At 68.3% G+C, this 13860-nt stretch carries 13 protein-coding genes and 4 pseudogenes; 12 read left to right on the forward strand and 5 right to left on the reverse strand.

The genetic code is table 11. The features are described 5' to 3' along the window. Positions 1–35 precede the first annotated feature (35 nt). Entirely contained in the window at positions 36–869 is an 834-nt protein-coding gene (locus ACZ7LT_RS32495) for a transposase family protein (RefSeq protein ID WP_471239692.1), read from the forward strand. 575 nt (positions 870–1444) lie between these two features. On the opposite strand, the pseudogene ACZ7LT_RS32500 reads toward ACZ7LT_RS32495, so the two are convergent. Continuing rightward, positions 1445–2125: pseudogene (locus ACZ7LT_RS32500) on the reverse strand (pentapeptide repeat-containing protein); the annotation flags it as partial. 314 nt (positions 2126–2439) lie between these two features. Here ACZ7LT_RS32500 and ACZ7LT_RS32505 point away from each other — a divergent pair. Beyond that, entirely contained in the window at positions 2440–3201 is a 762-nt protein-coding gene (locus ACZ7LT_RS32505; protein WP_471239693.1) for a hypothetical protein, read from the forward strand. Positions 3202–3825: 624 nt separating this feature from the next. Here the strand turns inward: ACZ7LT_RS32505 and ACZ7LT_RS32510 are convergent. Together ACZ7LT_RS32510 and ACZ7LT_RS32515 are read right to left on the reverse strand one after the other, a co-directional pair. Next, positions 3826–4248, reverse strand: a pseudogene (locus tag ACZ7LT_RS32510) (hypothetical protein); the annotation flags it as partial. Between the two features lie 151 nt (positions 4249–4399). Continuing rightward, a pseudogene (locus tag ACZ7LT_RS32515) lies at positions 4400–4669 on the reverse strand (transposase); the annotation flags it as partial. 28 nt (positions 4670–4697) lie between these two features. Between ACZ7LT_RS32515 and ACZ7LT_RS32520 the strand changes: the two are divergent. Further along, on the forward strand, positions 4698–5093 hold the full coding sequence (locus ACZ7LT_RS32520; protein WP_471239694.1) for a hypothetical protein: 396 nt from the start codon (positions 4698–4700) through the stop codon (positions 5091–5093). 1408 nt (positions 5094–6501) lie between these two features. On the opposite strand, the gene ACZ7LT_RS32525 is transcribed toward ACZ7LT_RS32520, so the two are convergent. Together ACZ7LT_RS32525 and ACZ7LT_RS32530 are read right to left on the reverse strand one after the other, a co-directional pair. Continuing rightward, positions 6502–7323, reverse strand: coding sequence for a class I SAM-dependent methyltransferase (locus tag ACZ7LT_RS32525; protein ID WP_471239695.1), 822 nt, complete (start codon positions 7321–7323; stop codon positions 6502–6504). Continuing rightward, on the reverse strand, positions 7323–8423 hold the full coding sequence (locus tag ACZ7LT_RS32530) for an XRE family transcriptional regulator (protein ID WP_471239696.1): 1101 nt from the start codon (positions 8421–8423) through the stop codon (positions 7323–7325). The genes ACZ7LT_RS32525 and ACZ7LT_RS32530 overlap by 1 nt, the downstream gene beginning before the upstream one ends. A 439-nt stretch (positions 8424–8862) precedes the next feature. On the opposite strand from ACZ7LT_RS32530, the gene ACZ7LT_RS32535 reads away from it, so the two are divergent. From ACZ7LT_RS32535 to ACZ7LT_RS32575, 9 genes and pseudogenes are all read left to right on the forward strand, one after another. After that, the gene (locus ACZ7LT_RS32535; protein WP_471239697.1) at positions 8863–9078 is read left to right on the forward strand and encodes a hypothetical protein; all 216 of its coding nucleotides are present in this window, start codon (positions 8863–8865) and stop codon (positions 9076–9078) included. Between the two features lie 198 nt (positions 9079–9276). Beyond that, positions 9277–9522 (forward strand): hypothetical protein, encoded by a 246-nt coding sequence (locus ACZ7LT_RS32540; RefSeq protein WP_471239698.1) that lies wholly within the window; start codon positions 9277–9279, stop codon positions 9520–9522. Continuing rightward, entirely contained in the window at positions 9519–9806 is a 288-nt protein-coding gene (locus ACZ7LT_RS32545; protein WP_471239699.1) for a hypothetical protein, read from the forward strand. The genes ACZ7LT_RS32540 and ACZ7LT_RS32545 overlap by 4 nt, the downstream gene beginning before the upstream one ends. A 348-nt stretch (positions 9807–10154) precedes the next feature. After that, positions 10155–11165 carry a radical SAM protein gene (locus ACZ7LT_RS32550; RefSeq protein WP_471239700.1) on the forward strand — a complete coding sequence of 337 codons (1011 nt, stop codon included), beginning with the start codon at positions 10155–10157 and terminating at the stop codon, positions 11163–11165. Further along, on the forward strand, positions 11162–11803 hold the full coding sequence (locus tag ACZ7LT_RS32555; protein ID WP_471239701.1) for a thymidylate kinase: 642 nt from the start codon (positions 11162–11164) through the stop codon (positions 11801–11803). Before ACZ7LT_RS32550 ends, ACZ7LT_RS32555 begins: the two co-directional genes overlap by 4 nt. Next, entirely contained in the window at positions 11796–12293 is a 498-nt protein-coding gene (locus tag ACZ7LT_RS32560; protein ID WP_471239702.1) for a hypothetical protein, read from the forward strand. The genes ACZ7LT_RS32555 and ACZ7LT_RS32560 overlap by 8 nt, the downstream gene beginning before the upstream one ends. Further along, positions 12290–13129, forward strand: a complete 840-nt coding sequence (locus ACZ7LT_RS32565; RefSeq protein ID WP_471239703.1) for an STM4013/SEN3800 family hydrolase — start codon at positions 12290–12292, stop codon at positions 13127–13129. Before ACZ7LT_RS32560 ends, ACZ7LT_RS32565 begins: the two co-directional genes overlap by 4 nt. Continuing rightward, positions 13104–13532 (forward strand): NUDIX hydrolase, encoded by a 429-nt coding sequence (locus tag ACZ7LT_RS32570; protein ID WP_471239704.1) that lies wholly within the window; start codon positions 13104–13106, stop codon positions 13530–13532. Before ACZ7LT_RS32565 ends, ACZ7LT_RS32570 begins: the two co-directional genes overlap by 26 nt. 203 nt (positions 13533–13735) lie before the next feature. Then, a pseudogene (locus ACZ7LT_RS32575) lies at positions 13736–13860 on the forward strand (IS30 family transposase); the annotation flags it as partial.

The following is a 13860-nucleotide window of genomic DNA, read 5'->3' on the forward strand; positions in this document are numbered from 1 at the left end:
GTAACCGGGGCGTCCCCGGCGGCCGTTGGAATTGTGTGACGAATACCGAAGAGCGCGCCGAGGACACCTGCCCGCTTGTCTACCAGTGCCGTCTGCCGCTGTCCACGCGCACCGTCAACCACCTCGCCGACCTGTTCAGGCGGCGCCTGAAGGCGATCCGGTCCAGGTGGCGGATCCTGCCGCCCGGGAAGATCGCGGTGATCGTCCTGGCCGTGCTGCGGCACGACCAGCGCCTGGCCGACATGGCCGGCGGCAACAATGTGTCCGAGTCCACCGTCCGCCGCTGGCGCGACGAGCTGATCGGGCTGCTCGCCGCCCAGGCGCCGCGCCTGGACCGCGCCCTGAAGAAGGTCGCCAGGCAGGGCGGGGAGGTGGTCCTGATCGACGGCACCCTCATTCGCACCAGACGCCGCACCGGCAGGGCCGACCGGCGGAACTACTCCGGCAAGCACCGCAGCCATGGCCTGCACTTCCTCGCCCTGACCGACGAGAAGGGCCGACTGATCTGGATATCCGCCGCCCGGCCCGGCCGCACCCACGACAACACCGCCGCCCGCCACGACCACATCCTGGCCCACCTGCGCGCCGCCGGTCTCGGGGCACTGGCCGACCTTGGCTTCCGCGGCCTGGACAACGACATCCTCGACCCCGTGGTCGCCACCGGCTACATCGCCACTCGTACCCACAAGCTCACTCGAGGCGAGAAGGAGGCCAACCGCGTCCTCGCGATCGGACGGGCACCGGTCGAGCACGGCTTCGCCCACCTCAAGAACTGGCGGATCCTCACCAAGCTCCGCACCGATCCCGCCCGCGCCACCCGACTTCTGCGTGCTCTGCTCGTCCTGACGAACCTCGAAATCAACCGCTGACGGATGATCTTCTCCGCGGACTCCCGCCCATGACCAGCACGAGTACCCCGAGGATCGGTCACACCAGCCTTTTGACCTGCGACTTCAAGTTGGCGGAGGCTCACTGGGGTGCTGGCAAAGGCGGTGCGGCCTTCGATGCGGAGCTCATCCAAGTTGACAGCGCCGAAAAACCGGCACTCGCTCAAGTCGGTGTCGGTCAGGACCAAGTGTTTGGCGTCCACACCGCTGACCGAGGCCACCCGCACCTTGGGATCCGTACCCGCCAACGAACTCTCGTCCAGCGTCCCGATGGCGTCGGCAAAGGGCTCGGAACGGGTGGTAACGGTGACAGCGGAGGACAGAACCGCATCGCTGAGGTCTACGGTGGCGTACCGCAAGTGTAGGACGGCCTTCGACTGCCACCGTGTCCGTAAGCAGTGCACTTTAGGCGCTGCGATCTCGATCGTCACTGGACTTTCGAACACCGCATCATCGAGAAGAATGGCCCCCTCGGACGCCACCAATGGACCGAAATCCTGCCCCGCAAACCTTGTCCTTCTGAACCGGGCGTCGCCGGTGAACGTCGCCCGCGCGAAGGTGACGTCACCGGTGAATTTCGCTTCAGTGAACCACGCCTCGCGGTCGAAGGTCACCGCGCTGAACCAAGTCTGGCGGCCGGTGAACGTTACCCCCTCGAACCGGGCGGCGTGGAAGAACCCCACCCCGCCCTCGATCCGGGTGGGGCCGGTGAACCGCGCGAACGTCGCAGCGGGGAAAGAGGCGTTGCTGGTGAACGTCGCCCCGGTGAAGGAGGCGTCACGGTGGAACCTCGCCGCCGCGAAGTTGGTGTCGCCCGTGAAAGTCGTCACTTCGAACCGGGCATCGCCGAAGAATTCTGCCCCGTAGAAGGATGCGGCGCTGGTGAATGTCACCTCGTCAAAGCGAGCAGTGCCGGTGAATTTCGCGTCGTCAAAGCGAACAGTGCCGAGCTCGTAACGGCCGGTGTGGGGGTCGCGGAGGGCTCGTAGGAGCGTGATGAGGAGCGTTTCGCTGAAGGCTGTTCCGCGGAGGTCAAGGTGCGCGCGAGGCCCCAGGCTGGCGAGGTAGGCCGTGAGGTCGTCTGAGTCGAGGTGGGCCAGGCACCGGTTGTGGTTAGGGATACAGATTCCCCGGCAGCCGACCCGGTCCGGGCTGCTGGACGGATCTCCTCCGTTCCCACAGTGATATGGCGCCCACGCAGGGATGGTGGTGCGGTCAGCCACGGCCCCATCGTGCATCACGGAATCTTCCCCGCCTGGCCCCCACGCCGGAAAACACGACCGGCCTACCTTTCGCTCCGGATAACACCGTTACCTTGATCGCGAAGCTCCTCGGGGTCTCCCGCAACGCCATCTACAACTACGTGCCAGTTGCCGAGGGAGCACGGCGCTTCACCGCCGCTCGAAGCGCTGTACGCTGCTGTGAGCGCCTTTCAGGGCCTTGATCGTCGGGGGGGCAGGAGTGCGTCAGAGCGCCGCAGACGGCTGCACAGCGCCGGGAAGGATCATGTGTCCGACCACGGCGTGTCAGTGGGTGCTGGCAGTCTTACCTGGTGAAGATCAACGGATTTGACGATGACTCGCTGGTGGCCGGGGAGGAACTGGTCTCCCGCCGGGGTTTCTGGGCCGCATACCTCATGTGGATGTGCTACCCGGAGGTGTGCGTGTGGGAGCCTCCGCCGACCCCGGAGTGGTTCGGCGCGGACTCGGCCGATGCCTTCGCCATGTCCGAGGCGCTGACGGACGAGGACAACCGGCCCGTGTTCCGGATCCCGTTCGGTGGTGGGCACACCGCGGTGGTGGTGAACGGTTCCGACGAGCAGGGCACGCACTACCTCATCACCCACCCCGACTGGGAACGACACGGCCGCCTCGCGACCGTCGACGGCCCCCAGGCGGGCCCCGGCCTTTCGTGGCGGGAACTGCTGCACATCGCCGAGACCCCGGACCACGAGTCCCCCGGAATCCATGACCGGCACGCCCGACTGCTGCTCCTGCTGCCCGCGATGAGCGACCAGGAGACGCTGTACGAGCGCATATACGCCAGGGCGCCGACACCGGCGATCGACGCAATCGCCGAGGCGCTGGTCCAGGTCGGCGTTCTGGCGGACAAGGCCGAGCGCATGGCGGAGATCCTGGTGGACCATCGGCTGTGGGACCCGACCTCCTGGTCGCTCTCCGATGAGCAGCCCTTCGGCGGCATCCTCTACAGCGATGACCCCCGCAGCCCGCGACATGACCTGAGGCTCGCCCAAGGCATCACTCGGGAACAGCACGAGCAGCTCGCCCGCGCACTCGGAACATGGCCCGTCTGACGTCAAGAACCGACACGATGCCAGAAGTCGGCAACATGACTTTTCCGGTCTACCGGCAGACCTCGCAAGATCCCTCGCAACCCATGCCCGGACTTCGCAGGGTCCGGTGAGACAAGACAGTGAAGGGTTCAAGGCGTCTGTTGCACGTCCGGTGAGGAGTGCAGCGCAGTATTCGCACAGTCCAGGTGGCACACGGGTGCTGCACGGGTAGCAATGGCGCCCTAACCCGGGCAGCGATGGATGCAGCAGTCCCTCCGGGGCCGCTGCCGTTTGTTCTGCTGCTCCAGAACAAGCCGGTTCACCTAGTGCTACCGGCAGCTCGGGCCAGCCGGCGGCTTCGGGGCGGCACAACGGTTCTGCGGGCCAGTGCATCCCGGCGTCCTGGAGGTGTATGCAACCTGGGTGCATACACCTCCAGGACAACGAGAAGAGGCTCCGCACCAAGGGTGCGGAGCCTTCGCTCGTCGAGGGGGGCGTCAGCCGGCGAGCCGGAGCGCGGGGCCGGGGGCTCGGGCGTCGGTGCTCAGACGTGTGTAGACGTGGGGTGCAGGGGCGTCGGCGAGGGGCGAGGGGCGAGGGTGAGCGGGCGATTTCCCGGGCGATCCATCCGAGGAAGACGCCCCGATGCTGGACCTGGATGGCGTTCGGGTCGTCCTCGTTGCTGGGGTCGCGGACGAGGTTGAGGGGGGTTCCGGCGGGCAACGGCGCGAGGTAGGCACCGTTGCCGCTATGGCGGACGCCGCGCAGGGGGCAGACGAAGGTCCCGCTGGCGCTGAGGATCGCGGCCTGGGCGGTGCGGGGGCTTGGGCGTTCGGTGCTGCGGATGAGGAGGCGGGCGGTGTCGGGGTCGGTGAGGCTGGTGATCTCGGCGGTGGTGAGCTGGCTGATCCAGTCGAGGAACTGCCCAAGGTCGGCTCCGGGTACGGGCAGTTGGCGGCGAGGGCGGTCGCGGCGGCGCGGTGTCGCGTTCCAGCGCCTATAGGTCCCGACTGTTCTTGAGATAGCTCGGGAACGGTTGACGAGATCCCGCGTTCCTGTTCGCCTCATAGGCCCCGCCGGCAGTGCGCGTTGCTGGCCGCAAGGGGCGACCCAGCCGCGTAATCGACTATCGCTCGCCCTTCAGCAACGGCTAAGGGGTGTCCCGTAAATGATCTCCGGATCGGCTCGGGCAGGGTTGGCCGCCGCACGGCCCTCTGATCTATCCGGCAAGGGCGAGGTTGTGCATCCGGGCGATGCCGAGCATGGCCTCGTGGACGCCGTCGCCCTTGAGGCGGCAGTCGCGGAGGATTTTCCAGGTCTTCATGCGGGCGAAGACGTGTTCGACGCGGGCGCGGACCTGCTTGTGGGACTTGTTGTGTTCCTCTTTCCAGGCCGGGAGTTCGGCCTGGCCGCGCTGGCGGCGGTGTGGGATGACGAGTCCGGTGCCCGGGTAGCCGCCGTCGGCGATCGTGAGGATCTTGCCAACAGCGCCCACGTTCAGTCTCTACAGTCACCGCATGGCCACCGAAGACGAGCACATATGGCACCCCGACATCACCGCGATGCTCACCGACCAGACGAGCGCGTGTAAGCCAGCACGCGAGGCCATCGCCGCCGGCGCCGACGTAAAGGTCTGGGACGAGGAGGTGCCCCAGTGGATGGTCGCCGGCATCGCCACAACCAGGTTGAGACGATCGTTGAAGCGCGGCCTGCAAGAGATCATCGGCCTCGACGAGACCGTTGAGATCCTCGCACGGCACCGCGGCGAGCAACTGCGTACCGGGACCATCGACGCAGCAGACCGTCTCTGGTTCTTCAATCTGTACTTCGACGCCACCGGGACCGAGCTCTTGGCGTGCAGCGGTGTCAAACGCCCTCGGAGGCCCAGCACGAAGGACTCGTTCGAGCCCTGAGCTGATCCGCATCCGCCCTCTGCCCAACCACAGCCGCCACTACCTGCAGAACCTCAGCTTCGAGGAGCAGGTCGTGGAAGCAGGCATGCCGAAGAATTCTCAACTGCGGTCAGGTGTTACGGGACAAGCTTTAGCCTAATTGCTCGCCCACCGTGCTGCTCCCGCAGCTCGGCGTTCCCGGGCCCAGGTCGAGAACGAGCTGTTTGGTGACGGCGGCCGTGTCAACCGGCTGCCTTCAGCCCAGCGCGATTCGGCGTACCCGGGCCGCTCCAGCGCCCAATACATCTCGCCACGTCCACGGGATACCGCAGGTACAGAGTCAGGGAGCCAGCGCCCACGTGATCGGTCTGCTCGTGGTCCATGGCGACACCTCCCTCTGGAATCTCCGCTTCGGGCCGTACGCGGCCCGCTATCCGGGACAGACCAGTTCAAGCACCGGGTTCACCCACGATGCGCGGCGGCTTGCTCAGGCCGCTGCGCCAGGGCTTGCCCGCAGGAGTGTCCGGCTTGCCCAGGCTGCGACAGGCGTGCTGATGAGGCTTGCCCGCGCCTGGCGGAGGATCGCCGGGGGCGGCAGCTGGCGAACCTGCGGGCTCTGCGCCTCGCCAATGCCCCCTGCGGGGTAATGGGCATGGCTACTCCGCGCGTGCAACCCGCGACAGTGCGGCGGCCGTCGGATGGCTCGTCGCTGCCGAGCCGCGGTAGCCAGCGCGCCTGCAGCTGGCCATCGAGCGGGGAAGCCGCCAGGCCGCCCCCAACTGCGGCCTCGATGGCTGCGCCCTGTCCTTGTTGCCCTCCCGCCACCAGGCCCGACCTCGTCCCGAGCGGCCGAGTGCCCGATGCGCCGCTGGCGCGGGCAAGCTCATGTAGATGTGGCCACAGGGCTGTTGCGCCGGATGGAGGCTGGACGGTTGCACCTAGAGGTGCATCCGGGGTTGCACCGTAGGTGGGGCCGGGAGTGGGAACCCCTCTTTTGTGATCTTGAGTGTCGTGCCTGGTCAGAGGCGGAGGGCAAGCCTGACCGCCACGACGACACCTCTAATTCGTTAGCAATTAGAGGTTCTGGATCTCTGACGGGCCCGGGGCGGCGTTGTCCAGCCCAGGGCAGGACGTGTGTGGTCCGGTCGGCGCCGTGGTGACCCCTACAACACCTCCGACCGTGCGAGGTCTTTGTAAAAACACCGCTGGGCAGCACTCGACGAGGCCGGACATCGGAACACCCCCGCCTGCGCGGGGAGGACACCGGCCGGGGCAGTCAGAGGCGGCGCAATATCTTGAGTACGCCGTCTTCCACGTAGCTGGGCAGTGTCGGGGGTTCGTTCGACACCAGCCCCGGGGCACTCGGGTCCGGACCCGCGGAAACAGTGTCCCGATGCCTGGACCAGGGGCACCTCCGTCTGGGGGTTTCCTACTGGTGGGCGTCTCGGCAAACGAGGATGCCCCCCAAGCACGTGACGGTGAACGCTCCCGTCGCCTCAATGGCTTCGTTGACCCGTTCTCGTGCCCGCTCGATGGTTCGCCGGAAGGGAACGCCCATCTTGTCTGCCCAAGCTTCGTACGAGGCCAGGTGAGCGACGATGGGGTCGGCATCGGTGACCTTGATGACCCCCGGGAGGGGAATCGTTCGGATGTCGCCGAATACCGTGCCGAGGACCGCCGGGGCGTCCTCCAAGGTGAAGCGCGCGGAGAGCTGTACCCGGGCCGGTCCTTCCTCCACGCCGAGCACGTCGCCCGCAGCCTGGCGCCATAGGGCTTCGAGTTCCTGCTTGTCGGTCCGGCTGTTCGTGGACACGATGGCGACGCCGTCGCGGGCCAGCACGCGACCCATCTCCTGTACGGCCTGCTCCTGGTCCTCCACGTGGTAGAGCATGTGCAGCGCGAGGACCGCGCCGAGGGACCCATCGGCGATGGGGAGCCGCTGAACGTCCGCGACCATAGCTCCGGGGATGCCGCCAAGAATGCCCGGAGAGACGTCCATCGGGATCACCGCCAAGTCGGGCCGCTCCTCCCTCACCCGGGCGACGAACCGACCGTTCCCACAACCGACGTCGGCGACCGCGCCGCCTGTGCCAGCTAGCTCGTTCACGACGATGCCCGGAAGATCGTGGCGAGGCGTCTGCCACCGATACAGGGATTGACGAGCGGCCAGGTGCTGGCCAGTGCCATACGCCTTCGTAGACAGGAGGCGGCGGTCGGTGACCAGACGATCATTTGCATGGTGAGTCGACATCATGGCTCCGGGGGAGTGCTGGCGAGAGCGGGCCGGCGGGTCACCTCATGGATGTGAGCGCGGAGATCGACCGCTGGCTGTGCCTCACGGTACGGCTCACTGGCAAGGAGCGCGGCCAGATTGCGAAGCCTGATGGTGATGCTGGCGGTGTGCGCCGTGGCGCCGAGAACAGCGGAGAGTTTCGCACTGGCTCCCTCGATCTCTCCGCTCGCCAGGTAGGCCGTGGCAAGGTCTAGGTGCGCGGCGTGCAGATCGCCCGGTGAACGGTCGCCCTCCGGCCCGGAGTGGTACAGCTCGACCGCGCGGTTGGAGGCGGCGATCGAGCGCTGGATCTGCTCGGAGCCCCCAACGGTCAGCAGTGTCGTGCCGGTGTACGCCCACTGCTTGGCTTCCGGGAACGAGAAGACTCCGGGCAGTGCATCGGGCTCGGCGGCCGTTTGTGCCTCATGCGCGAGGGCGAGGGAGCGCAGCGCGGTACGGCCGTCGCCTCCAGCTGCGCGGGCGCGCGCCTCCAGGCTCAGAAGCCGGGCCCTGATCGTTCCCCTGCCGGGCCCTCGACCTTCCTTCTGTCCGGCTTGGGCCAGCTCTACGGCTCGGCGGTAGTCGCCTCTCCAGTACGCGGCGAGCGACTGGAAGGACCGTGCCCAGGCGCGCAGCTCCGCGTGTTCCGCGATCTCGGCGCACTGCACCACGGTGCGGGCATGGGTCGCTGCGGCGGGTTGGTTGCCCAGGTCGAGGGATACGTGTGCTGCGAGGCCGCATAGCCAGCCTGCAACCACGTACAGATGGCGCGTTTGGCTGGGGTGCTGGCGGCCTTCTAGTAATCGGGAGACTTCGGCTCGGACGGTGCGGATCTCCGGTACGAGGAGAGACAGAGGCCGGCTGACGAAGTCTTGGGCGAGACGTTCCACGTCGGCGTCGAACTGCTCAAGCACGAGGGCGCTGACGTTGGTTTCCGCAGCGTGCCGGGCGAGCCGGGCCGACAGGTCCGTGTCGGACGGGAGCCATTCTGCTGCGGCCGGTGAAGTCGGCGGATCGGGTTCTTCCCGGTGGTTGAGGGCCCCTTTTGGGTGCAGGCCGAGGTCTGCCTCGCTGGCCACCTGAAACACGGCGCAGAGGGCCGCCCTGTAGTCGGCTGAGGGCCAGGTAATTGCTCCCCGCTCTAGGCGGGAGATCCAGTTTGCGTCGAGTTCTGGGTCGCGTCCGGTGGCGCCCAGGACTTGAGCGCATACGTGCTCTGCGGTCGCGGCCTGTGTCCATCGGCGCGCGCGTCTGTGTCTACGAAGAACCTCGTTCGCCTTCATCCCGCCGTCCCCTGGTCGAGCTGGGCGCCGAAAGCGTAGCGGCGATTTGCCTTCAGTGTGCCTACAACCTGCCTAGTGGAATGCCCTGTTCGGGGTGGGGCTTGCGGCGTTGACTAGTTGCAGCCGCCCAGAGAGGCGGCGTCCCCCATGCAGCGGGCCGCAGGCCGTCCCCACGTCGCGCCTGCGGCCCGCTGCTTCCCCGGAGTGCAGTGCCTGACCGGAAGGGTGTGGCGACATGGAGAGGGACCTGCCGCGGCGCGTTCGGCGCGCCAACGAGGTGAACGCGGCGATCACCCGGCGGGAGTTCCACCGGCTGGGGCGTGAGGACGCCCCGCTGCCGGAGTGGGTGCCGGCCGACGCGGCGCCGGTCCGGGCAACGGTCAGGGCCACCCCGGCGATCCTGCGGGCCGTCGCGGCCGGGTTGGAGGGCCTGCGCGATGGCCAGCGGTGAGACCGGAGCGGCCCCCGTGCTGCGTACGCCGGATCTTGTGCCGGTGCCGGTGCCGGGGTGCGGGGTCTGCGGGGCCGCGGCACAGCACCGGCAGGCGGTCCGGCCGCTCGGCAGCCCGGTGAGCCTCTACAACGCGAACGAGACGATCCGGCAGCACCCACACCGCCGGAGTGCTGATCGAAAGGTGGCGATGGCGACGTGAGCACCCCGGAGAGAGGCGACGGCGCCGGGTGGGTGCCGATGCCGGGTGACCTGGTCAAGCAGGTGTCTACGGGCAGGGTGGGCAAGGTCGTCGGGCGAGAGTGGGGCAAGGTCCAAGTCCGGCCGGTCGGCGGCGGTATCGAGTGGGACGTCGAGCGTTCGGACCTGGCCAGGCCCACGGATGAGGAGCGCGTCAGCCTCGGCGTCCGGCACGTCAACGCGCGAAGTCGAGACCGGCTGTGAAGCCGGAAGATGTCTTCCAGTTCACGGCGGAGGAGCGCGCGGAGCTGGAAGAGCAGTGGGCGTGGATGCTGGGGGAGCGCGAGGCGTCAGCGTGGTCGGCCGCCGTACAGGAGGCGGCTCCCGAATTGGTCGCGTATGCGGCGCAGATGGCGGCCCTTCGCGGCCGTGGGTCGGCCCGGCGGGTGTACGGCCGAGCGGCGCGGTTCGCGGTTGTTCTTTTCGTCTTCACGGTCTCCGCGGGAGTGGGCCTGTTTCTGGCCGCTGCGGTGGTGACGAACCAGTGAGGCATCTGGCGCTGCCGGGGCGGGTTTGTGGGTCCATGGCGTGGCTCAAGCCGGATCAGGTGCAGTGGGCCCGACGCTGCCACGCGCCGACGGCACCGTACATGGGAGGCATCCCGGCCGTGATCGTGTGCACGAAGCCTGTGCACGCTCGGGACGTCTTCCACGTAGGTCTCGTGCGGAGCGTTCCGCACGTCAAGGGCGGCGGGAACGTCCTACTCGCGTGGTGCAAGCGCGATGTGCTGATTTTCCACGACTCGCGGCGTACTGCGCTGCGCGTGTAGGGCTCCGCTCCCCTGCCGAACTCCGATCAGAGCTGCACACCGCTCGCAAGTGATCGAGAGGAGCACCATGGCACCCGCTTCACCGGTGGTCGACTGGACCGCCCTGCACAACTTCGCCAAGCTCGGCGGTCAGTTCCGCGTTTCCCTCACCCCGAAGTGCAACATCGCGTGCTGGTTCTGCCACAACGAGGGGGACGTGCCGCCGCCGTGTACCCGAGCCCACCGGCACATGCAGCCGCGGGCGGCCGGGCTGTGCTCCGACCACTTCACCGCGATCAAGCGCGAGGTGATCGAGGCGGGCCTGACTCGCGTCTACTTCACCGGGGGCGAGCCGCTGATCTCCCCGCACGCTCGGCCGGTCCTCACCTCCCTGCCCGTCCGCCGTCCCGGCGTCAGCTACACCCTGATCACGAACGGGACGCTCGTGCGTACCCATCAGGACTGGCTCGCTGAGGCCGCGCTGGACCGGATGAAGGTCTCCTTGCACTACTTCTCCGACGAGACGTTCCGCGTCATCGCCGGGACCCGCAAAGGCATCATGACCGTGCTCGACGGCATCGAAGCGGCCCGCGACATCTGCGACCAGGTCGAAATCAACACGCTCATGCAGAAGGAGAACGAGCACGAGCTAACGCGCATCCTCGACTTCGCCCTGGACCGCCGCATGCCAGTGCAGTTCATCGAGCTAGTCGAAACCGGATTCAACGCGGGCCGCACCTCCTCCGCCATCGGCGCGGAGACGATCATCAAGCACCTGCGCACCCTCACCAGCGATGAACGGATCGAGGTAGCCGGGGTCGGCCAGGGCCGCAGCGTGTTCCGTGTGGATGGGGTCGAGATCGACGTCATCCACCGAGACCTGGGCAGGCACCACGTCGGCCAGTGCGGCAACTGCCCACTCAAGCCCACCTGCGTCGAAGGCTTCTGGTCCCTGCGCCTGGACCACGCGGGCGGACTCCAGCCCTGCCTCCTGCGGGAGGACCTGCGTCTGAACCTCCTCCCCCTGGTCGAGTCCCCAGCCTCGGTGGCGCCCGCCATCGCCCAGCACGTCACCGCCTTCACCGAGCGCCTGCTGTGACCGGCCTGCGGGGTACGTACGCGCCAGCCGCGACCGGCCGCTCCGCCGCACACCCCTTCATCGTCCTGGAGGGCGTCTCAGGGGTCGGAAAGTCGACTCTGTCCCGGCTCCTCGCGAACCGGATGGGCGGCTGGCACATCCACACCCCGCCCGACCCCCACAGCCCGCTTCTGCCCACCGTCACGGCCCAGCTCCGCCCGCTGCCGCAGCTCGCATTCCTGCTGTCCGGGCTCCTGCACGCCTCCGACGAGATCCGGGGCCGGCTCGACGAGCGGCCGGTGATCGCCGACCGCTATCTGTCCTCCGTCGTCGCCTGCCACTCCGCCATCACCGGCACACCGATGGACCAGGTCGCCGGGGTCGTCGACCCCTTCCGCTCGTACCTGGCCGTCCCCACCGCCACCTTCTACCTGACCGTCTCGGATGGGGCGCTCCGCAGGCGCATGGGCACCAAGGACGACGTCAAGCAGGACGACGACGAGTTGTTCGGCGTGCCCGGCCGGCTCGACCTGCTGCGCGTGAACTTCGCCGCCGCCGCGACCGGCGACCCGACGGCCGTCCAGCTGGACACCGACCACCACAGCCCTGACGACCTCGCCGACCTGATCACTGCCCACATCAAGGAGCGCCGTGCTTAACCCCATCGACACCGCGGCTGTCATCGGTGACGACAGGGGCAGCGGCAGGTTTCCCGGCCAGATCCACGAGGGCGTCGCCTGGTGGGTGGGCGCGTGCTTCGTCGTCCTCACCCGCACGCACGCCCTGGCCGTCGCCGACGACGGACACCGCGCCGTCGCCGAGTTCCGGCGTCGACTGGCGCGCGGCGCGATCAACGCCCAGCACTACGCGTGCCACGCCACCGACTGCGGCCCCAGCAACGAGACCACCCTCAAGGCCGCCATGCGCGAGCTGGGCAACGTGCCCGGGGCCTACCTGTACGCCACCGACGACGACGGTGGCACCACCATCACGATCCGCCTGTACGCCGCCGACGGAAGTCCCGTCACGGAAGCCACCGGCCTCGCCTACATCCGCAGCATGATCGACGCCGACCGCGTCCCCATCCCCGTCAACGAGCAGTGCCGGGGAACCATCACTCGCCGCTTCCCGCACGGAGCCGCCTCGTGATCAACGCCCGCGACCTGATCGAGTCCGGCACGCCGATCCTGTTCGTCCCCCTGGACTCACTCCGCTACGACGTCGCCCGCGCCTGCGCGCACGCCGGAGACACCCCCCGACTCGCCGGGTACCTGCCCGGCGGCGTCTGGGAGGAGCGCCGCACCCCGGGCACCTTCACCCTCCCCGCGCACATGGCCTTCTTCTCCGGCTTCCTGCCCAAGCTGCCCCAGCCGGAGCAACCGCCCCGCATCTGGGAGTGCCGACCGCCGGCCTTCAAGGCCGTCGACCCCGAGACGTTCGTCTTCGACGCCCCGAGCCTCCTCGCCGGCCTCGGACACTACGGCTACCGAACCATCTGCGTCGGCGGGGTCACCTACTTCTCCCGCGAGACCCCGCTCGGCTCCGTTCTGCCCGCCATGTTCGACGAGGACCACTGGCGGCCGGAGTTCTGCTCTCCGGAACCGGACTCCACCCGCCACCAGGTCGAGCACGCACTGACCCTCGCCGACGGCCACGGGGACCGGCCGCTGTTCCTGTTCGTCAACGTCTCGGCCACGCACGTCCCCCACGGCCACTACCTGGGCGACTCCGCCGACACCTGGCAGTCGCAGGCCGCCGCGCTCACGTACGCGGACGAGCACCTTGGACGCCTCCTGGACGAACTCACCGCGTCCCACACGTGGTTGGTCATCATGTGCGCCGACCACGGCGACGCCTTCGGGGAAGAGTGCTACCACGGGCGCGGAATCGCCCACTCCACGGTGATGAACGTGCCGTTCGCCGCATTCACCGCCGGCCCGGGGAGTACCCTCCGGGCGCATGGAGACCCTTCCCGAACAGCGTGACGCGGCCGTCATCGTCGCCCGCGACAGCCAAGGACTCGTAGCCGTCCTCACGAGCCGGACCGCTCGGCACGGTGAACTGTTCCTTCCCGGCGGACGCCTCGACCCCGGCGAAACGCCGCTGGAAGGCGCCCGTCGGGAGCTGCGCGAAGAGGCCGGAATCGCCGCCGACGCCTGGACTGCGCTGGGCACCTATGCCATGACCCTCACCTCACCTGCGCGCATGACCCTCTTCCTCGCCGAAGGCATCACGCTTGGACCCCAGCAGCTGGCCGAGGGCGAAGAGGATTTCAAGCTCACGTGGTGGCCGATGGAGGACGCCATCAAGGCAGCGGAGCACGGTCGCTTCCTCCTCCCCGGCGGCCCGCTCGCCCTGCTCCTTGCTCAGCGCCGTACGGGCGGGTGAATCCGCTGGGCCCGGCCCCAGGGCGCCCCGGCACCCCAGCGGTGCAGACCCTCACCAACGACGAAAGCGCCCCCGCACCGCCCAAGAGGGGAGGTCGACCGCGGTGGTGATCGCGTGGAGGTGCCCGGGCATGATGAAGGCCCCCTCCCGCCCGTAGGCTTGGGTTCTAACGGTCGTCGCAACACCCGGCCTTCGGGGACGCGATGGCCTTCGAGATCCGCAATATCCGTACGGCTCAGGGACGGAAGAAGCTCGACCGTGAGCGGGCGGAATACTTCCGGCTCATGGAGCAGGGGGTAAGCAGCCGGGAGGCCTGCCGGATCGTCGG

The sequence above is a fragment of the Streptomyces sp. NPDC039465 genome, assembly GCF_055639315.1.

What these genes read in the sequence shown, in the direction of transcription:
- ACZ7LT_RS32525 (WP_471239695.1), bottom strand. Translation starts at nt 7,323, where the DNA reads ATGTCGACTCACCATGCAAATGATCGTCTGGTCACCGACCGCCGCCTC.
- ACZ7LT_RS32570 (WP_471239704.1), top strand. Translation starts at nt 13,104, where the DNA reads ATGGAGACCCTTCCCGAACAGCGTGACGCGGCCGTCATCGTCGCCCGC.
- ACZ7LT_RS32550 (WP_471239700.1), top strand. Translation starts at nt 10,155, where the DNA reads ATGGCACCCGCTTCACCGGTGGTCGACTGGACCGCCCTGCACAACTTC.
- ACZ7LT_RS32520 (WP_471239694.1), top strand. Translation starts at nt 4,698, where the DNA reads ATGGCCACCGAAGACGAGCACATATGGCACCCCGACATCACCGCGATG.
- ACZ7LT_RS32535 (WP_471239697.1), top strand. Translation starts at nt 8,863, where the DNA reads ATGGAGAGGGACCTGCCGCGGCGCGTTCGGCGCGCCAACGAGGTGAAC.